General features: G+C 57.3%; 18 protein-coding genes. 7 read left to right on the top strand and 11 right to left on the bottom strand.

Annotation, left to right across the window (positions count from 1 at the left end):
- Positions 1-39: 39 nt before the first annotated feature.
- Positions 40-1869, bottom strand: a complete 1830-nt coding sequence (gene recQ / locus M989_RS14445) for an ATP-dependent DNA helicase RecQ (protein ID WP_064546459.1) — start codon at positions 1867-1869, stop codon at positions 40-42.
- A gap of 118 nt (positions 1870-1987) precedes the next feature.
- On the bottom strand, positions 1988-2854 hold the full coding sequence (gene pldA / locus M989_RS14440) for a phospholipase A (RefSeq protein WP_064546457.1): 867 nt from the start codon (positions 2852-2854) through the stop codon (positions 1988-1990).
- A 161-nt stretch (positions 2855-3015) separates the two neighbouring features.
- On the opposite strand from pldA, the gene yigI reads away from it, so the two are divergent.
- Positions 3016-3483, top strand: coding sequence for an acyl-CoA thioesterase YigI (gene yigI / locus M989_RS14435; RefSeq protein ID WP_064546455.1), 468 nt, complete (start codon positions 3016-3018; stop codon positions 3481-3483).
- Between the two features lie 50 nt (positions 3484-3533).
- Positions 3534-4427 (top strand): EamA family transporter RarD, encoded by an 894-nt coding sequence (gene rarD, locus M989_RS14430; RefSeq protein WP_064546453.1) that lies wholly within the window; start codon positions 3534-3536, stop codon positions 4425-4427.
- A gap of 42 nt (positions 4428-4469) precedes the next feature.
- Here the strand turns inward: rarD and corA are convergent, their stop codons facing one another.
- From corA to lptM, 8 genes are all read right to left on the bottom strand, one after another.
- Positions 4470-5420 carry a magnesium/cobalt transporter CorA gene (corA, locus tag M989_RS14425; protein ID WP_064546451.1) on the bottom strand — a complete coding sequence of 317 codons (951 nt, stop codon included), beginning with the start codon at positions 5418-5420 and terminating at the stop codon, positions 4470-4472.
- Between the two features lie 152 nt (positions 5421-5572).
- Complete coding sequence (gene ysgD / locus M989_RS26520; RefSeq protein ID WP_368301982.1) at positions 5573-5629, bottom strand: YsgD/CorL family protein; 57 nt, start codon at positions 5627-5629, stop codon at positions 5573-5575.
- Positions 5630-5776: 147 nt separating this feature from the next.
- Positions 5777-7939 (bottom strand): DNA helicase II, encoded by a 2163-nt coding sequence (gene uvrD / locus M989_RS14420; protein WP_064546449.1) that lies wholly within the window; start codon positions 7937-7939, stop codon positions 5777-5779.
- 99 nt (positions 7940-8038) lie between these two features.
- A complete protein-coding gene (gene yigB / locus M989_RS14415; protein ID WP_064546448.1) occupies positions 8039-8755 on the bottom strand; it encodes a 5-amino-6-(5-phospho-D-ribitylamino)uracil phosphatase YigB in 717 nt (238 codons plus the stop codon).
- The gene (gene xerC, locus M989_RS14410) at positions 8755-9660 is read right to left on the bottom strand and encodes a tyrosine recombinase XerC (RefSeq protein WP_064546446.1); all 906 of its coding nucleotides are present in this window, start codon (positions 9658-9660) and stop codon (positions 8755-8757) included. Before xerC ends, yigB begins: the two co-directional genes overlap by 1 nt.
- The gene (locus M989_RS14405; protein WP_064546444.1) at positions 9657-10364 is read right to left on the bottom strand and encodes a DUF484 domain-containing protein; all 708 of its coding nucleotides are present in this window, start codon (positions 10362-10364) and stop codon (positions 9657-9659) included. Before M989_RS14405 ends, xerC begins: the two co-directional genes overlap by 4 nt.
- The gene (gene dapF / locus M989_RS14400) at positions 10361-11185 is read right to left on the bottom strand and encodes a diaminopimelate epimerase (protein WP_064546442.1); all 825 of its coding nucleotides are present in this window, start codon (positions 11183-11185) and stop codon (positions 10361-10363) included. Before dapF ends, M989_RS14405 begins: the two co-directional genes overlap by 4 nt.
- 32 nt (positions 11186-11217) lie before the next feature.
- Complete coding sequence (lptM, locus tag M989_RS14395; RefSeq protein ID WP_064546440.1) at positions 11218-11421, bottom strand: LPS translocon maturation chaperone LptM; 204 nt, start codon at positions 11419-11421, stop codon at positions 11218-11220.
- A 139-nt stretch (positions 11422-11560) separates the two neighbouring features.
- On the opposite strand from lptM, the gene cyaY reads away from it, so the two are divergent.
- On the top strand, positions 11561-11881 hold the full coding sequence (gene cyaY / locus M989_RS14390; protein WP_064546439.1) for an iron donor protein CyaY: 321 nt from the start codon (positions 11561-11563) through the stop codon (positions 11879-11881).
- Positions 11882-11979: 98 nt separating this feature from the next.
- Here cyaY and cyaA read toward each other — a convergent pair whose 3' ends face one another.
- Positions 11980-14526 carry a class I adenylate cyclase gene (gene cyaA / locus M989_RS14385; RefSeq protein ID WP_064546437.1) on the bottom strand — a complete coding sequence of 849 codons (2547 nt, stop codon included), beginning with the start codon at positions 14524-14526 and terminating at the stop codon, positions 11980-11982.
- A 407-nt stretch (positions 14527-14933) separates the two neighbouring features.
- Between cyaA and hemC the strand changes: the two genes are divergently transcribed.
- Genes hemC through hemY form a run of 4 tightly spaced genes read left to right on the top strand, consistent with a single transcriptional unit; the run spans position 14934 to position 19027 of the window.
- Positions 14934-15875, top strand: coding sequence for a hydroxymethylbilane synthase (gene hemC / locus M989_RS14380; RefSeq protein WP_064546435.1), 942 nt, complete (start codon positions 14934-14936; stop codon positions 15873-15875).
- Positions 15872-16612 carry a uroporphyrinogen-III synthase gene (hemD, locus tag M989_RS14375; RefSeq protein WP_064546433.1) on the top strand — a complete coding sequence of 247 codons (741 nt, stop codon included), beginning with the start codon at positions 15872-15874 and terminating at the stop codon, positions 16610-16612. Before hemC ends, hemD begins: the two co-directional genes overlap by 4 nt.
- Before the next feature lie 21 nt (positions 16613-16633).
- Positions 16634-17827 (top strand): uroporphyrinogen-III C-methyltransferase, encoded by a 1194-nt coding sequence (gene hemX / locus M989_RS14370; protein WP_064546431.1) that lies wholly within the window; start codon positions 16634-16636, stop codon positions 17825-17827.
- A 3-nt stretch (positions 17828-17830) separates the two neighbouring features.
- Positions 17831-19027, top strand: coding sequence for a protoheme IX biogenesis protein HemY (hemY, locus tag M989_RS14365; protein WP_064546429.1), 1197 nt, complete (start codon positions 17831-17833; stop codon positions 19025-19027).
- The last annotated feature ends 28 nt before the right edge of the window (positions 19028-19055 follow it).

The following is a 19055-nucleotide window of genomic DNA, read 5'->3' as shown; positions in this document are numbered from 1 at the left end:
ACAGTGAGTGACTATCCTGACACTTTTTCCGTCAACTGACTACTCTTCATCGTCACCATCAACGTGAGCGCGAATCAGCGCCAGGAACTCGCGGCCAAAACGCTCAAGCTTACGCGTTCCCACGCCGTTGACGCTAAGCATATCGCTCGGCGAAACAGGCATCTGCTCGGCCATTTCAATCAAGGTCGCATCGTTAAAGACAACGTACGGCGGGATATTTTCTTCATCGGCGATGGCTTTACGCAGCTTACGCAGCTTGGCAAACAGCTGTTTGTCGTAGTTGCCGACCGCCGCTTTCTGCATCACACGTGGCTTCAGCACCACGATACGCGGTACGGCAAGCTGCAGCGGCGCTTCACCGCGCAGCACCGGGCGCGCGGCATCCGTGAGCTGGAGAGCTGAATGTTGGGCGATGTTTTGCGTGACAAAGCCTAAGTGGATCAGCTGGCGAATGACGCTAACCCAATGCTCATGGCTTTTATCACGCCCCATCCCGTAGACCTTCAGCTTATCGTGGCCGAACTCGCGGATACGCTGACTGTTCGCGCCGCGAATCACCTCCACCACGTAGCCCATGCCAAAGCGCTGGTTCACCCGGCCAATGGTCGACAGCGCAATCTGCGCATCCTGCACGCCGTCGTACTGTTTTGGCGGGTCGAGGCAGATATCGCAGTTGCCGCACGGCTCCTGACGCCCTTCGCCGAAGTAGTTCAGCAGCACCAGACGACGGCAGGTTTGCGCTTCGGCAAAGGCCCCCATCGCATTGAGCTTATGCCGCTCGATATCCTGCAGCATGCCTTCTGGCTTTTCTTCCAGACAGCGGCGCAGCCATGCCATATCCGCCGGATCGTAAAACAGCATCGCCTCCGCAGGCAGGCCATCACGCCCGGCGCGGCCAGTCTCCTGATAGTAGGATTCGATGTTGCGAGGAATATCAAAGTGCACCACAAAGCGCACGTTAGGTTTGTTGATGCCCATACCAAACGCGACGGTCGCAACCACGATTTGCAGGTCATCGCGCTGGAATTTCTCCTGCACGTCAGCGCGCACGTCATTTTCCAGCCCGGCATGATAGGCTCCGGCGCTAATTCCCCGGCTTTGCAGACGCGCGGCGGTGTCCTCCACCTTCGAGCGGCTATTGCAGTAGATAATGCCGGATTTACCGCGCTGCTCCTGCACGTAACGCATCAGTTGGTCGAGCGGCTTAAACTTCTCCATCAGCATGTAGCGAATGTTAGGCCGGTCAAAGCTGCTGATTTGAATCAGGGGATCGTTCAGCCCCAGAAGGCGCACAATATCGCTGCGGGTCGTGTCGTCGGCGGTGGCGGTCAGCGCCATAAATGGCAGCGCCGGGAAGCGCTGGCGCAGGTGTCCCAGCGCGGCATATTCCGGGCGGAAATCGTGGCCCCACTGCGAAATACAGTGCGCCTCATCGACCGCCAGCATCACCGGGTTCCAGTGCGCCAGATGCTCAAGGAAGTTATCCAGCATCAGACGTTCAGGGGCAATATAGAGCAGGCGAATCTGCCCGGTGCGGCAGCCAGCCATCACCTCTTGCTGCTGTTCACGGGTCTGCGTGGAGTTGATGCACGCCGCCGCCACGCCGTTTGCCAGCAGCTGATCGACCTGGTCCTTCATCAGCGAGATCAGCGGTGAAACCACCACCGTCAGGCCGTCCATCACCAGCGCAGGAATCTGATAACAAAGGGATTTACCGCCTCCGGTAGGCATCACGACCAGGCAGTCGCGGCCGCTGAGCACGGTATCGATGATGGTTTCCTGGCCCGGGCGGAATTGCTGATAGCCAAAGGTCTCCTGCAAAACCTGTTTAGCCAGCGATTCCTGATTGATAACTTCCGCCTGTGCCACGTTGACCCCATTTACCTGAAAATAAAAACAGGCGCTATTTTCAGCGCCTGCGTGCCAAACTGCAATGTTTTAGACGAAATCCTTCGGCCATGCTCGCAACAAACCGTCGGATACCCTGTTAAAACAGGTCGTTAAGCATTACACCCACCCCAACGCGGGTTTGATTGAAGTTGTAATCAATAAGCGATTCACCGTAGCCGCTGTAGACCTGAGTATAGACGCGCACATGTTTGCTGATCGGATAGCTGACGCCCAGCTCCGCGCCGCCGTAGCCGGTGTTCCAGTTGTACTGCCCCTGCGCGCTCAGCACCGCATCGCCCAGCTGATAGCCGATTTTCAGCCGGTAGTATCCCATATATTTGGTGATATCCGGGTTATCGTCGGTATCGCCAATCACATACCAGGGTTTGACTTCCACCAGCCAGTTGCCGTTTTGCGCCATCAGCCGCGTATACAGGCGGTTCCAGCTGCGCGAGGTCGGGTCAGATCGGCCATTTGAGTCATGGTTAAAGCCCACTTCAACATCGCGCAGCGTCCAGCCGGCAAAGCGATAGTCGGTGGCGAAGCCCAGGAACATCTGCGGCTCGTAGTTGGTTTCGCGAAACGGCGCAGATTCACCGCTGTTAGAAAGCTGCCACCAGGAGCGCTGCGTGTAGGAAGCCGCCAGCACCGAGTTATCTCCCAGAATGCCGCGCCACAGCGGGAAAGCCAGGCTCAGCTGAAACTTCACCTCGTCCTTACGCGCGTTCTCAGCCCAGTCGTAGGAGCGAATCGCCTCTTTATTGAGATCGCTGGTCCAGGTATACAGCAGGTAGTTGCTTTCATAAGGGTAGAGCGTGAACGGATTGTCATGCTCCTGCAGCAGGTTCGCAATAATACTGCCACGCACCGCCGGTACATCATGTACTTCCTTAATCGTCGCTTCCTGCGCCAGCGCCGAGGCAGGCAGCAGCAACGCCAGTAACCCACTCCTTGAGAATCGCATCAGTCACTTTCCCCTGAGATATATAAAAACAATGAATAACAAAATGACACTCATTCTACCTTTTTACGTTGTTCTTGCTCATCAAACCTTTCCGAAAGTAGAAATCAACATTCAATCGGCATAAAATCAACATTTTATTAACACACAAAAATAAGGTCATTATGTCTGCCGAACTCACCGCCGCCGAAGCGCTCAAGCTGGTTGGGGAAATCTTTGTCTACCATATGCCGTTTAACCGCGCTCTGAATCTGGAGCTGGAAGTCTACGAAAAAGCCTTTGCGCAGCTGAGCTTTAACAACCAGCCGATGATGGTGGGAAACTGGGCGCAAAGCATTCTGCACGGCGGTGTGATCGCCTCAGCGCTGGACGTGGCCGCCGGGCTGGTGTGCGTAGGCAGCACGCTGACGCGCCACGACACCATTAATGAAGACGAGCTGCGCCAGCGGCTGTCGAAAATGGGCACCATCGATCTGCGCGTGGACTATCTGCGTCCGGGGCGCGGCACGCGCTTTACCGCCAGCAGCACGCTGCTGCGCGCCGGGAACAAGGTTGCCGTGGCGCGCGTTGAACTGCACAACGAAGAGAAAACGCATATTGCCAGTGCGACGGCGACTTATATGGTGGGATAACCGCCAGAATCGCGTAACATTACATGACTTTTTCGTAATGGATGTTTCACATGGATCCCAAACAAACGCGTCAGGGCGTACTTCTCGCTCTTGCCGCCTATTTTATCTGGGGCATCGCTCCAGCCTACTTCAAGCTGATTTACTACGTCCCTGCCGATGAGATCCTGACCCACCGCGTCATCTGGTCGTTTTTCTTTATGGTGGCCTTGATTAGCATCAGCCGCCAATGGCCGCAGGTGCGAACGCTGCTGAAAACCCCGAAAAAGGTCTTTCTGCTGGCGCTGTCGGCGGTGCTGATCGGCGGTAACTGGCTGCTGTTTATCTGGTCGGTTAACAACCACCACATGCTGGAGGCCAGCCTCGGTTATTTCATTAACCCGCTGGTGAATATTTTGCTGGGCATGATTTTCCTCGGCGAGCGCTTCCGCCGCATGCAGTGGCTGGCGGTGATTCTGGCTATCTGTGGCGTGCTGGTACAGCTGTGGACCTTCGGCTCACTGCCGATCATCGCGTTGGGTCTGGCGTTCAGTTTCGCCTTCTACGGCCTGGTTCGTAAGAAAATTGCCGTCGATGCACAAACCGGGATGCTGTTCGAAACGCTCTGGCTGCTGCCGGTGGCGGCGATTTATCTTTTCGGCATCGCCGACAGCGCCACCAGCCACATGGGCAACAACTCGTGGTCGTTGAATCTGCTGCTGATCGCCGCAGGCGTCGTGACCACCATTCCGCTGCTGTGCTTTACCGGCGCGGCAACGCGTCTGCGCCTTTCCACGCTGGGCTTTTTCCAGTATATCGGCCCAACGCTGATGTTCCTGCTGGCGGTGACGTTCTACGGTGAGGTACCGGGGGCGGATAAGATGGTCACGTTCGCGTTTATCTGGGTAGCGCTGGCGATTTTCGTGATGGATGCGATTTACACGCAGAGACGCGGTCGTCGAGGTTAAAGAAGTGGCCGGAGGGCGGCGACGCCTTCTCCGGCACAACCATTACAGCCAGTTCTTGCGCTTGAAGTACAGGTACGGCGCAAGCCCCGCCAGAATCATAAAGATAATCGCGCCCGGATAACCAAAGCTCCACTTCAACTCCGGCATAAACTCGAAGTTCATCCCATAGCTTGAAGCCACCAGCGTCGGCGGCAGGAACACCACGGACACCACCGAGAAGATCTTGATGATGCGGTTCTGCTCGATGTTGATAAAGCCCATCGCCGCTTGCATCAGGAAGTTAACCTTCTGGAACAGCGATTCGTTATGTGGCAGCAGGGATTCGATATCGCGCAGGATTTCGCGCGCTTGCTCCAGCTGACTGGCCGGTAAACGTGCTTTGCGCACGAGGAAGTTCAGCGCGCGCTGGGTATCCATCAGACACAGGCGAACCTTCCAGCCGATATCTTCCAGCTCGGCCAGCGTGGACAGCGCTTCGTCGTACTCATCGCCCTGGTGCCCTTCCATAATCACGCGGCTGAGCTTTTCCAGGTCGCTGTAGATATTTTCAATTTCATCCGCCAGCTGTTCGATTTTGGTTTCGAACAGGTCCAGCAACAGCTCGTAGGCGTTGCCATCGACCATCGCCTGGTTACGTGCGCGCATACGATACAGGCGGAACGCCGGCAGCTCGCGCTCGCGCAGGGTAAACAGTCGCCCTTCACGGATGGTGAATGCGACGGTGGAGTTACCGGCGTGATCGTCCGCATCTTCGTAGAAGAAGAAGGAGTGAATATGCAGGCCGTCTTCGTCTTCAAAAAAACGCGCGGATGCTTCGATGTCTTCCAGTTCGGGGCGCGTGGCCAGGTTCTGGCCCAAATCCTTTTGCACACGGTTACGTTCATCGTCATCCGGCTCGACTAAATCGACCCACACCGAGCTGGCGAGGTGTTCGATTTCGTCCGCTTCCAGACGCGTTAAACGATTATTTTCCAGTTGAAATGCGCTCAGCATGACCGGGACTCCCAATGCAAAAAATTATCGGACAGCCGGTGGGCACACAGAAACTACAGGGGTTTCAGACCATTAAACAGCCTGACTCAATGCGACGGGATAAAATACGGGTCGCTGACAACCGCTAAGGCTATCAGCATATGAGGATAGCCTTAGGAGTTGTTCCTGAATGACAGGAAGGTGAGCCAGCATCTACTGGGTGTGTCCAAGGCTTTGTCCTCTTAGCGTAATCGTGCGCGCATGTTACGCCAGCAAAAAAACGGCGTCAACACGCAACGAAACGCTAACCAGGATTAATTACCTTCTGTTCCGTAAGGCTAGCAGATCGTTACAAAATAATGATATTTTTCTGAAAGTTATACCGTTTCCAGCCTGGCGTAGGCCGCCACCAGCCATTTAATTCCCTGCCCCTGGAACGCGACCTGCAAACGGCTGTGTTCACCGCTGCCTTCCAGGTTGACGATGGTGCCCTCGCCAAACTTAGCGTGGCGCACGCGCTGGCCGAGTTTGTAGCCGGTATCATTCTCCGCCATCGGCGTCCCCATTCGCTGATGGCTCACCGGACGGCTGACGGTCGCGCGCAGACGCACCTCTTCCACGCAGGCTTCCGGCAGTTCACCAATGAAACGCGACGGGCGATGATAAACCTCTTTACCATACAGACGGCGGGTTTCGGCATAGGTTAGCGTCAGCTTCTGCATCGCGCGGGTGACGCCGACGTAGGCCAGACGGCGCTCTTCTTCCAGACGGCCGCCTTCATCCAGCGACATCTGGCTTGGGAACATCCCCTCTTCCATCCCGACGATAAACACCTGCGGGAACTCCAGACCTTTGGCCGAGTGCAGGGTCATCAGCTGTACCGCATCCTGCCAGGTATCGGCCTGACCTTCCCCGGCCTCCAGCGCCGCATGGGACAGGAACGCCTGCAGCGGCATTAAATCTTCGTCTTCTTCGTTGTAGCTGAACTGGCGCGTTGCCGTCACCAGTTCATCTAAGTTTTCGATACGCGTCTGGCCCTTCTCGCCTTTTTCCTGCTCGTACATCATGCGCAGGCCGGAATCTTTGACCACCCGATCGGTTTGTACGTGCAGCGGCATATCGGCCGTTTCCTGCGCCAGCGCGTCAATCAGCTCCATAAAGCGCTGTAAAGCGCTCGCGGCGCGGCCAGCCAGCGCTTTCTCCTGCAGCAGCTCGCGGCAGGACTGCCACAGCGTCAGCTGTCGGTCGCGCGACGTCTGACGTACCACGTCCAGCGTACGGTCGCCAATGCCGCGGGTTGGCGTATTCACCACACGCTCAAATGCCGCATCGTCGTTACGGTTGGCAATCAGGCGCAGGTACGAGAGCGCATCTTTGATTTCCTGACGTTCGAAGAAGCGCATCCCGCCATAAATGCGGTACGGCATGCTGGCTTGCAGCAAGGCCTCTTCCAGCACGCGCGATTGGGCGTTGCTGCGATAGAGAATGGCACACTGGTCCAGCGCGCCGCCGTTGTCTTGCCAGGTTTTAATTCGGTTCACCACAAAGCGGGCTTCGTCGAGCTCGTTAAACGCGCAGTAGAGAGAAATCGGCTCGCCGTCGGCGCCGTCGGTCCACAGTTTTTTGCCCAGACGTCCGTTGTTGTTTTCAATCAGGGCGTTCGCCGCGCTCAGGATATTGCTGGTTGAACGGTAGTTCTGCTCCAGACGGATGGTTTCGGCACCGGGGAAATCGTTGAGGAAGCGCTGGATGTTCTCCACCTGCGCCCCACGCCAGCCGTAGATCGACTGGTCATCGTCGCCAACGATCATTACCTTGCCGGTGTCGCCCGCCAGCAGACGGATCCAGGCGTACTGAATGTTGTTGATATCCTGGAATTCGTCCACCAGAATATTGGTAAAGCGTTCGCGGTAGTGCTGGAGGATGTGCGGCTTGTTGAGCCACAGTTCATGGGCGCGCAGCAGCAGTTCGGCGAAGTCCACCAACCCCGCGCGATCGCAGGCTTCCTGATAAGCCTGATAGACCTTCTGCCAGGTCTGTTCGACCGGGTTGCCGTAACTTTGCAGGTGATGCGGACGCAGACCTTCATCTTTCTGGCTGTTGATAAACCACATCGCCTGGCGCGGCGGCCACTGCTTTTCGTCGAGGTTCATCGCTTTAATCAGCCGTTTGAGCAGGCGTAGCTGATCTTCGCTATCGAGAATCTGGAAATCCTGCGGCAAGCCGGCGTCCAGGTGATGCGCACGCAGCAGTCGGTGCGCCAGACCGTGGAAGGTGCCAACCCACATGCCGCCCTGCGAGGTGCCCATCAGCTCACCAATACGGTGGCGCATTTCCGCCGCCGCTTTGTTGGTAAAGGTGACGGCCATAATGGAGTACGGCGAGCAGTTTTCGACGCTTTGCAGCCAGGCGATGCGGTGCACCAGCACGCGCGTCTTGCCGCTGCCTGCCCCGGCGAGCACCAGCATGTTGGTTCGCTCCGCCGCGACGGCTTCGCGTTGTTTATCGTTGAGGCTGTCGAGCAGGTAAGAAACGTCCATTGATGGCACCGTCGGTCAATAAAAAGAGAACCACTACGCTAAATCATTCGTACCGCGTCGAAGGACTTAGCGTAGCGAACACTGGGAATTTATACAGAATTATATCAGCGAGGTCAGAGATGCCAACCGGGAAATCTCAATGTGCGGCAACAAACGGCTGTCGGCGGTCTGCATCAGATCGGCATTTTCCGGCTTGATCCAGCAGGCCTGCATCCCACAGCGCACGGCGCCCGCGACATCGGTGGTCAGGTCATCGCCCACGTGCAAAATCTCGCCGAGCGGTACGTTGAGCTTTTCTGCCGCCAGGTGATACATATCGGCAAACGGCTTCGAGCGCCCGTCCGGCCCGGCGCGGAGCACAAACTCAAAATAGCCGCTCAGACCAAATAGCTCCGGCTGTGCGTTACCGTTGGTAATCGCCACCAGCGGCCACTTTTTGCCCAGCTTTTGCAGGGTATCGTGGGTTTCCTGTGGTACGTCAACCCGGCTACGCCAGTGGGCGAAGTTATTCATCGCCGCATCGGCACCGGCTTTCGCTTCCTGGGCCGTTAACCCCAGCTGTCGCATCCCTGACTCCAGCGCACGCCAGCGCCATTCGGTGACGTCGTGATAAATTTCCGGCTCGGTCTTCAGCAGCGCATCGCGCCACTGTTGAAGCGTGCGGGCATCAAAGTTCGCCAGCGCCGGGTGGTAACCACGCACAAAGTTCAGCGACTCCTGCATCGTGCGGTCAATCACCGGGCGGTTATCGTAAAGGGTATCGTCAAGGTCAAACGTCAACGCGGCAATCGCGCCCAGCGGTCGATAAAAACGCATTATTTCTCCCGTTTGGCGCGCGGATGCGCCGCATCGTACACCGAAGCAAGGTGTTGGAAATCAAGATGGGTATAGATTTGGGTGGTCGAAAGGTTGGCATGGCCCAGCAGCTCCTGCACGCCGCGCAGATCGCCGCTTGACTCAAGCATATGGGTCGCAAACGAGTGGCGCAGCTTGTGTGGATGCACGTGGCTGTTCAGACCCTGCTTCACGCCCCATTCGGCAAAACGTTTTTGCACGTTACGGGCAGAAATACGCTTGCCGAGCTTTGAGAGGAACAACGCATCTTCGTCGCTCCCAAACAGCCCGCGCAGGTCGAGCCAGTGTTCAATCCACGCCACGGCGTTACGGCCAATCGGCAACCTGCGCTCTTTGCTGCCCTTGCCCATCACCCATACTTCACCGGTATCGAGATCCAGATGTTTGATATCCAGATTGACCAGCTCGGACAGACGCAGGCCCGCGCCGTACATCACTTCCAGCATCGCGCGGTCGCGCACCGCCAGCGGGTCGTTAAGGTCAATATCCAGCAGGCGGTTAACGTCGTCGACGTCGATATTTTTCGGCAGGTGGCGCGGCGCTTTTGGCGCGGCAATCCCTTTCGCCGGGTTAGCGGGCAGCACGCCCTGGCTGACCATCCAGTCAAAGAAGCTGCGTAGGGCCGACAGGCGCAGCGCCAGGCTTGCCGCTCCCAGGCCCTTACGGCGGCTGCGGGTGGCGAAGCTGCGTACCATCGCAGCATCACATTGTTGCCAATTCCGCAGGCCCATACCTTCGGCCAGTTCAATAATGGCATCAAGCTGACGCTGATAATTCAGGAGGGTGATGGGGCTGAGCTGCCGCTCAACGCCGAGATAGCGCAGGAAGCGGGTAACGTCTTGCCCCAATGCGGTATCGCTGGTCATTCGCGTTCAATCCATCGTTCCAGCAGGCCAGGCAGCATTAAGGCGATTTCCTGCAACAGCTGCGTTCCCTGCCCAGGCTGATAGTGGTGCGGATCACGGCTGCTGAAGAGAATCACCCCGAGGTCGCCATCGCTGCCCATCATCGACATGGCTACCGAACCTACCGCTTTGGCCTCTGGCAGCACCAACAGCAGTTCCGGACCGTTGAGGGTGCCCAGATAGTGGTTTGACTGACCTAAGCGTTGGATGCGCAGCGGCTCGAACGCCTGACGAGAGAGCACCAGATCGGTGTGTTTAGAGGGAGCGCCAAGCCGCCAGCGGTCGGAGAACAGTCTTATCGACGCCCCCGCTAGCCCCAGCTCGCGCGCCCAACGGTGAAAACGCAGCAGCAAATCGTCCAGGCTTTCGGCGCATGCCAGCCGGTTTTGCAGATGCAGCAAGCGATAGAACAACCCTTCGTTGGCCGTTGCCTGCTCCATCAGTTGGCTCATATTCTCTTCGAGCATCGCGATATAGTTGCGCGAGCGCGCCATATGCCACTCGACCAGCGAAACCATGCCCCGCACCGGGTGCGGGACGCGCATCTGCTCGACGGCAGCGGCATTACGAATAAAGAATTCAGGATGTTGCAACAGATAGTCTACCACCGCGCCGTCATTCAGCACGGTGATGGCGTCCTGCTGTTCTTCCCCAACCTGTTTCATAGATGAATAAATCCGTCATAGACATGTGCCGCCGGGCCAGTCATAAACAACGGTTGACCCGGGCCTTTCCAGGCGATATCAAGACGCCCGCCCGGCAATTCCACGCGCACTTCTTCCGCCAGCAAGCCCTGCTGAATACCGACGGCAACCGCCGCACACGCACCGCTTCCACAGGCCTGCGTCTCACCCGCGCCGCGTTCGTACACGCGCAGGCGGATGTGATCGCGTTTCACGACCTGCATAAAACCAATGTTAGCGCGTTCTGGAAAACGTTCATGGCTTTCCATCACCGGGCCCAGCGTTTCAACGGCCGCCGTATCGACGTCGTCGACCTGAATCACGCAGTGCGGGTTCCCCATGGAAACCACGCCGCACAATACTGTCTGCTCGGCCGCACGCATAATATAGGTCTTTTCCGCTTTATTGGCGCGGAACGGAACCTGCGAGGGCTCAAAGTTCGGCTCGCCCATATTGACGCGTACCAGGTCATCTTCCGTGACGCTTAATACCATACGACCGTTGGCCGTGCTGACGCGGATATCACGTTTATTGGTCAGCCCTTTCAGACGCACAAAGCGGGCAAAACAGCGCGCACCGTTGCCGCACTGAGAGACTTCGCTGCCGTCGGCGTTGAAAATGCGGTAGTGAAAATCCAGGTCCGGATCGTAAGGCGGTTCGACAACCAGCAACTGATCGAAACCCACGCCAAGATGGCGGTCTGCCAGTCGGCGGATCAGCTCAGGCGAAAAAAACACATTCTGCGTTACCGCGTCGACGACCATAAAATCGTTGCCGAGGCCATGCATTTTAGAGAACTGCATCATCTACTCCAGTTGCGCGGTACAGAACGGAATCAGTAGTTAACCTGCGTCGGGCCGCCGTCGTCGCCACGATCGTTACGATCCGGCGTCGCGCTCTGCACAGGCGGCGTCACGGGTTTGGTCGGCGGTGCCGCCGTCTTATCAGCCGGAGGGAAATAGAGCGGGCCCTTCAGGCCGCAGCCTGCAAGGCTAAACAGTGCAAGTAACAAAGCCAGCGGTCGAAAAATCTTATTCATTATTAAGATGCCTGTAGTTCAATGCTTTCTATTTTCTATCATCGCAGGAGAAGGCGCAAAAGCAAGCGTTAAGCGCCTGACTGCAACGTGATTTGTTTCACGCTATACTGCCGCTATCACTAAATAGCGGGATAAAACAATGAACGACAGTGAATTTCATCAATTGGCCGATACCCTGTGGCTGACCATCGAAGAACGTCTGGACGACTGGGACGGCGACAGCGATATCGACTGTGAAATTAACGGCGGCGTGTTAACCATCAGCTTTGAAAACGGCAGCAAAATTATTATTAACCGTCAGGAACCGCTGCACCAGGTGTGGCTGGCGACCAAACAGGGCGGCTATCACTTTGACCTGAAAGGTGACGAGTGGGTGTGCGATCGCAGCGGCGAAACGTTCTGGAATCTGCTGGAGCAGGCAGCCACGCAGCAGGCGGGTGAGGAAGTGAGTTTCCGCTAAGGCTGATCGCCGGATGGCGGTGTAAACACCTTATCCGGCCTACAAAAAACACGAAACGAGTCGGCCGGATAAGGCGAAGCCGCCATCCGGCATCATGATTAAGAGAAGTACTGCTGTAACAGCGGCGCGTTATTGTTGTCATGGTTTGACGGCGGCGGCACAATCGCCTGGCTGCGGAACGGAATCACCTGCGCGCGACCGTCAACCTTCACAATCTGATAGAACTGCGGCAGGTTGAAGTTGATAAAGCTTGAGCCGTAGGTGAAGCGATCGTGCGACGAGGAATAGAAGCGGCTAACGTCGCGCACCAGCTCCTCTTTGCTGCCTTCACAGTGGTGGTACACCTCTGCGCGGTTACTCTCGTCAAGAATGTAGATATTAAAGCCCTGATCTTCGCCCGATTCCTCGAAGAAGAACTGGATAATCCCTTCGCTGGCAAAGCCATCCACCACCGGCGGCAACTCCACATGGTTGGTCTCAACCTGCACCGACAGACCGTGCAGCTTGTTATGCGAAATCGCGCCGTAAAACTCGATGGCGTTTTCCAGCTTCTGTACCGACACGTTCAGACGCTCAAAGAACAGGCCCCAGGTTTGCCCGGAGACACGCAGCGCTTTGAAGCGGCCGGTTTCCTGACGGGTACTGGAAAGGCGCAGTTCAATACACTCGGAGACCAGCTGCTGCACACGGGTACGAATCAAGCCGCGCAGATGCTGGCTGTAGCAGAACACTTCGACGCTGTCCGGCGGCGCGGCATCCTGGTGCATTTTACCGAGGATGGTTTTCAGCGCTTCGATCATCGCCTGCTCGCCGTTGAAGTGCAGCGTACGCACTTCGTTCCACGAGTTGCGATACAGCAGGTCGACGCTGCCGACCAGGCACTTCTGATCTTCGCCAAAGCTGAAAGTATCCAGCTTGCGGAAATCGAAGTGCACCACCTGATTGCGGAAGGCCGCCGTCGGGTCGTATTCGAGGTTGACGATAATCGCCAGATGGCGAATTTCACACGGGCTGTACAGCGCTTTCGGCGTTGGCGCAGGCAGACGCAGCGGGAAGTGGTGCGATACGTCAGCAACCATCTCCTGCAGTTTCGCCAGATCAACAATGCCGTTGCCCTTAATAAACAGGCGCGTGCGTGAAGTCAGCAGGCCGTTAAACCAGGCCCAGGCCACCAGCTTGTTGAGATAGCGGTTATATTCCAGCGGCTGATGGCTGATGATGGATTCCATGTTCGGCGCGCGATTGTAAAGGTACCAACCCGTACGGTTGGCGCGTCCCGGCGGAACGTAGATAAAGGTTAGATTCGGTTCGGACAGGTCCGGGGAGATCTGCGGGTTCACCAGCGTCACTTTGCCCGGCAGCGCTTCAAACGCGGCGTACAGCTTACGCGTCAGCACGCCGATATCCTGCGGACTGGCGGAAACGCTCAGGTTGTTACGACGAGCGAAGCGGATCAGATTGCGGTAGCTCTGCATCATCGCGTCGAGCAGTTCGTTGTGCGCTTCGCGGACCTGGTCGATTTTCCAGTTGGCGCGGTTGTCGAGCATCGCCAGACGCTCTTCACTCCAGCCCCACTCTTTCACCAGTTGGCCCACCACTTCGCGACGCCAGCCAACGCAAGCGCGTTCACGGCTAAGCTTTTCGCACACTTTCAGATAGAAGCAGCGGCGGACAAGGTCAAGACGGGTTTCGTCGTCGATGGCCTTCAGGTATTCGGTCACGCGTTCCAGCATCATGCAGTAAGCATCAAGACCGAAGGAGACGATCTCGCCGTCATGCAGACGCTGTTTAATATCCTTCGCCAGCAGGCGCGTGTTGGGATACTCCCACGAGTAGGCTTCCAGCAGCAGGGTTTTCAACACCGCTTTGTACGGTGAGTCGATACTCTTATACAGCTGCCACAGGCTGGCGCCAAAGTACTCTTCGGCGGAGAGCGAGCTCAATCCACCGAGGTCGAGCCATTCGTTTGGCGTCAGAACGCCCTGGGCGTAGAGCGTCATCACGTAGTCATCGTAATGATCTTCTTCTTCGCACGGCACCATATTCCACAGAATACGTTTGCCCGCCAGGCGCACCGCCGTACGGTAAAATTCGTCGAGCAGTAAAATGTGCTGCGTTGAACCACAGTCTTCCCCACCGAGGCTGCCGCTTTCGTTATGACGGAAACGGTTCTCGTCGATCAGGAAGAAGCTGACTTCAACGCCCAGCGATGCCGCCCAGCTTTCCAGCAGGCTGCATTTGCGCTGTAACAATTGGCGTTCATCATTATCGAGCCACGACTGGTGACAGACCCAGATATCCAGATCGGACGAACAGCTCTGGCCAACGGACGAGGTGCTGCCCATGGTGTAAACGCCGGTAATCGGCAGTTCGCCCTTGGCCGTGCTCTGCGGCGGCATGCCGCGATGCAGCTCGAGTTCGTCGAGGTAATGGCGTTGGGTTTCATCAGGCGTGTAAAGGCAGATGCCCTTGGGAACGTTACCGTCAAGGTAACCCGGCATCAGCGGATGATGATAATGTAATAATGTCGGCAGTAGACTGTATACCTGCTGGAAAGCAGGGCCCATGGCTGCAAGCGCGCGATCCACGCGCAGTTGGTTGATGGCATCCAGTCTCTGTTTTAGCGTCTCAATATAGAGGTACAAGACATATCGCCTGATGTTCAAAACCTCGACGTATCCTGTTAAAGCGGTACGGAGGTTTTAATATTTCAACAAGAAGAACCGTTACCGTTTTTCGTCCGCCGTTGTCATTATCGAATTCTGGACAAAAAATGGTTTAAAACGTGATCAATTTAACACCTTGCCGGTTGACCGTAAAGAATGTTGCACTACAACAAGTGTAGCATTGAATGCTGCTGTAAACCCCGGCATACGATCAAGACAGTGCCAGTAATGAACGGTAAACACAACCCCGTTTATGCATGTCTCCGTCTAAGCTGAAGGCACGTTTCCTGCATCGCGAATTGTTCAGGGTATGAATCCCTGAAAACTAACATCATTAAGGCAACAATGTTAGGATGGACAACGGACGATAGATGACGGTAACAAGCATGTTAGACAAAGTTTTGAGAATTGCCACACGCCAGAGCCCGCTCGCGCTCTGGCAAGCGCACTATGTAAAAGAGCGCCTGGAGGCTTGCCATCCCGGGCTGGCGGTGACGCTTGTCCCGATGGTCACGCGCGGCGATGTGATCCTTGATACGCCGCTGGCAAAAGTGGGCGGCAAGGGGCTCTTTGTCAAAGAGCTGGAGCTGGCACTGCTTGAAAACCGCGCCGATATCGCCGTGCATTCGATGAAAGATGTGCCGGTTGAGTTCCCCGAAGGGCTGGGGCTGGTGACCATCTGCGAGCGCGACGACCCGCGTGACGCCTTCGTCTCGAACCATTATGCCTGTATGGACGACCTCCCTGCTGGCAGCGTCGTCGGCACTTCCAGCCTGCGCCGCCAGTGCCAGTTGGCCAAACGTCGCCCGGATCTGGTGATCCGCTCGCTGCGCGGCAACGTCGGCACGCGCCTGAGTAAACTCGACAACGGCGACTACGATGCGATTATCCTGGCCGTAGCCGGTCTTAAACGTCTGGAGCTGGATGCCCGCATCCGCCAGCCGATGTCGCCGGAAGAGTCGCTCCCGGCCGTAGGCCAGGGTGCCGTCGGCATTGAGTGCCGCCTCGACGACGAAAAAACGCGTGCGCTGCTGGCGCCGTTGAATCATGACGACACCGCTGTCCGCGTGCGCGCCGAACGGGCGATGAACACGCGGCTGGAAGGCGGCTGCCAGGTGCCGATCGGCAGCTATGCTGAACTCATTGATGGCGAACTGTGGCTGCGTGCGCTGGTTGGCGCGCCCGACGGCAGTCAGATGGTTTGCGGCGAGCGTCGCGGCCAGCCGGAAGATGCCGAGAAAATGGGTATTGCGCTGGCCGAAGAACTGCTCGATAACGGCGCGCGAGAAATTCTTGCCGCCGTCTACGACGGAGACGCCTCAGTATGACCATTCTGGTTACCCGCCCCGCCCCGCAAAGTGAAGCGCTCGTAAGCCGTTTGCGCGCGCTGGGGCGAGTAGCCTGGAGTTTTCCGCTGATTGAATTCACCCCAGGCCGCGAGCTCAATACGCTCAGCGAGTCGCTTGGCGCGCTGGGCGACGGGGATTTAGCCTTCGCGCTATCGCAGCATGCGGTAAGCTTCGCCCAGGCCCAGTTACAACAACAGCGTCTTCGCTGGCCTACCTCTCCCCGCTATTTTGCGATTGGCCGCACCACGGCGCTGGCTCTGCATCAGGTCAGCGGGGCTGACGTACGCTACCCTTTAGATCGGGAAATCAGCGAAGTATTGCTACAATTACCTGAATTACAAAATATTGCGGGAAAGAAAGCGCTTATCCTGCGCGGTAACGGTGGCCGCGAACTGCTCGCGGAAACGCTGACCGCGCGCGGCGCCGACGTGACGCTGTGTGAATGCTATCAGCGCAGCGCCATTCACTACGACGGCGCGGAAGAAGCCATGCGCTGGCAGTCGCGAGGCGTCTCGACGATTGTGGTCACCAGCGGCGAAATGCTGCGACAGCTTTGGGCGCTGATTCCCCTCTGGTACCGGGAGAGCTGGTTGCTCAAATGCCGGTTACTGGTGGTGAGCGAACGCATTGCAAAACTGGCCCGGGAAATGGGCTGGCAGGAAATTCAGGTTGCCGATAGCGCAGACAACGATGCGCTGCTGCGCGCATTACAATAACTCTCAAAATTGGAAGCCATAATGACGGAACAAAAAGAAAACTCCGCCGTGGTTGAAGAATCCGGGGATGTCGTGAAAACCACGCCGCAACCCGAGGTCCGTAAGCCAGAAAATGCTGAGAAGAAAAATACCGGCGGGAAAACCAGTCTGGTGCTGAGCGCCGTTGCTATCGCTATCGCGCTGGCGGCGGGCGTCGGCCTGTACGGCTGGGGCAAACAGCAGGCCGTCAACCAATCCACCACCAGCGATACCCTCGCCAACCAGCTCATCGCGCTGCAAAAAGCGCAGGATGCGCAGAAAGAGGCGCTGGAAACCACCATTAAACAGCAGGCCGAGCAGCTTGAGGCGGCGAAAGCCCAGCAGAGCGAAATGGCCAAACAGTTGGATGAAGTGCAGCAGAAAGTGGCGGCCATCTCCGGCACCGATTCAAAAACCTGGCTGCTGGCCCAGGCCGATTTCCTGGTGAAGCTGGCCGGGCGCAAGCTGTGGAGCGACCAGGACGTAACCACTGCCGCAGCTCTACTGAAAAGCGCGGATGCCAGCCTCGCGGACATGAACGACCCCAGTCTGATTACCGCGCGCCGGGCGATTACCGAAGATATCGCCAGCCTCTCCGCCGTGTCGCAGGTTGATTTCGACGGCATCATTCTGAAGGTGAACCAACTGGCCAATCAGGTGGATAACCTGCGTCTGGCGGACAACAATACCGACGATTCACCGATGGACAGCGACGATGGTGAACTGTCGGCTTCGCTCAGCGAGTGGCGCGTCAATTTGCAAAAAAGTTGGCAGAACTTTATGGACAGCTTTATTACCATTCGCCGCCGCGACGAGACCGCCGTGCCGCTGCTGGCGCCGAACCAGGAGATCTACCTGCGCGAGAACCTCCGCGCTCAGCTGCTGGCCGCCTCGCAGGCCGTGCCGCGTCATCAGCAGGAAACCTACAAGCAGGCGCTGGATAACGTCTCGACCTGGGTACGCGCCTACTATGATACCGATGACGCCGCCACGAAAACGTTCCTGAGTGACATCGATCAACTCAGCCAGCAGAGTATCGCCATGGACGTTCCGGACACCCTGCAAAGCCAGCCGATTCTGGAGAAGCTGATGCAGACCCGCGTGCGTAACCTGATGGCGCAGCCCGCTGTCGCTCAGCCTACGGCGGAGCAACCGGCCGCCGCAGAGCCAGCGCCAGTGCCAGCACAAGGAGAGTAATCGATGCTTAAAGTCTTATTACTCTTTGCAGTGCTGATTGCCGGCGTGGTGCTTGGCCCGATGATCGCCGGCCATCAGGGCTACGTGCTGATTCAGACCGATACATACAACATTGAAACCAGCGTCACCTGGTTTGTCATCATCATGATTATGATCATGGTGGTCCTGTTCGCGCTGGAATGGATTCTGCGCCGCATTTTCCGTACCAGCGCCCATACCCGCGGCTGGTTTGTGGGTCGCAAACGTCGTCGCGCACGCAAGCAGACCGAGCAGGCGCTGTTGAAACTGGCGGAAGGCGACTATCAGCAGGTTGAAAAGCTGATGTCGAAAAATGCCGATCACGCGGAACAGCCGGTGGTCAACTACCTGCTGGCGGCCGAAGCTGCGCAGCAGCGCGGTGACGAAGCGCGCGCTAATCAGCACCTACAGCGTGCAGCGGAAAATGCCGGTAACGATCTGATCCCGGTTGAGATTACACGCGTCCGTCTACAGCTGGCGCGTCATGAAACCCACGCGGCGCGCCACGGTATTGATAAGCTGCTGGAAGTCGCCCCGCGCCATCCGGAAGTCCTGCGTCTGGCCGAGCAGGCCTATATTCAAACCGGAGCCTGGAGCTCGCTGCTGGATATCATCCCATCGATGGCGAAAGCCAACGTCGGCGATGACGCCCATCGCGCAGCGCTGGAGCAGCAGGCGTGGATTGGTCTGATGGACCAGGTGCGCGCCGACCAGGGTAGCGAAGGGCTGCGTAACTGGTGGAAGAATCAAAGCCGTAAAACGCGTCATCAGGTGGCCCTGCAGGTCGCCATGGCGGATCACCTGATTGAGTGCGACGATCATGACACCGCACAGCAGATCATCATCGACGGCCTGAAGCGTCAGTATGACGATCGCCTGGTGATGTTGATTCCGCGTCTGCACACCAATAACCCGGAACAGATGGAAAAACTGCTGCGCCAGCAGATCAAAACCGTGGGCGACCGCCCGCTGTTGTGGAGCACGCTGGGCCAGTCGCTAATGAAGCACGGCGAGTGGCAGGAAGCGAGCCTGGCGTTCCGCGCCGCGCTTAAGCAGCGTCCGGATGCCTTCGACTACGCCTGGCTGGCCGATACCCTCGACCGCCTGAAGCAGCCGGAGGAAGCGGCGGCTATGCGCCGGGATGGGCTGATGCTGACGTTGCAGAACAACCCGCCGGCGTAATCTACGCGCTAGCAAAAAGGGGCCGAAT

It is taken from the genome of Kluyvera georgiana ATCC 51603, from assembly GCF_001654985.1.
Classification (GTDB): Bacteria; Pseudomonadota; Gammaproteobacteria; order Enterobacterales; family Enterobacteriaceae; genus Kluyvera; species Kluyvera georgiana.
This window is presented reverse-complemented; position numbering and strand designations above follow the sequence as displayed.

Coding starts and splice junctions, on each gene's coding strand:
- uvrD (WP_064546449.1), bottom strand. CDS start 7,939: ATGGACGTTTCTTACCTGCTCGACAGCCTCAACGATAAACAACGCGAA.
- pldA (WP_064546457.1), bottom strand. CDS start 2,854: ATGCGATTCTCAAGGAGTGGGTTACTGGCGTTGCTGCTGCCTGCCTCG.
- hemX (WP_064546431.1), top strand. CDS start 16,634: ATGACGGAACAAAAAGAAAACTCCGCCGTGGTTGAAGAATCCGGGGAT.
- cyaY (WP_064546439.1), top strand. CDS start 11,561: ATGAACGACAGTGAATTTCATCAATTGGCCGATACCCTGTGGCTGACC.
- hemY (WP_064546429.1), top strand. CDS start 17,831: ATGCTTAAAGTCTTATTACTCTTTGCAGTGCTGATTGCCGGCGTGGTG.
- rarD (WP_064546453.1), top strand. CDS start 3,534: ATGGATCCCAAACAAACGCGTCAGGGCGTACTTCTCGCTCTTGCCGCC.
- hemD (WP_064546433.1), top strand. CDS start 15,872: ATGACCATTCTGGTTACCCGCCCCGCCCCGCAAAGTGAAGCGCTCGTA.
- hemC (WP_064546435.1), top strand. CDS start 14,934: ATGTTAGACAAAGTTTTGAGAATTGCCACACGCCAGAGCCCGCTCGCG.
- dapF (WP_064546442.1), bottom strand. CDS start 11,185: ATGCAGTTCTCTAAAATGCATGGCCTCGGCAACGATTTTATGGTCGTC.
- yigB (WP_064546448.1), bottom strand. CDS start 8,755: ATGCGTTTTTATCGACCGCTGGGCGCGATTGCCGCGTTGACGTTTGAC.
- yigI (WP_064546455.1), top strand. CDS start 3,016: ATGTCTGCCGAACTCACCGCCGCCGAAGCGCTCAAGCTGGTTGGGGAA.
- M989_RS14405 (WP_064546444.1), bottom strand. CDS start 10,364: ATGAAACAGGTTGGGGAAGAACAGCAGGACGCCATCACCGTGCTGAAT.
- corA (WP_064546451.1), bottom strand. CDS start 5,420: ATGCTGAGCGCATTTCAACTGGAAAATAATCGTTTAACGCGTCTGGAA.
- xerC (WP_064546446.1), bottom strand. CDS start 9,660: ATGACCAGCGATACCGCATTGGGGCAAGACGTTACCCGCTTCCTGCGC.
- lptM (WP_064546440.1), bottom strand. CDS start 11,421: ATGAATAAGATTTTTCGACCGCTGGCTTTGTTACTTGCACTGTTTAGC.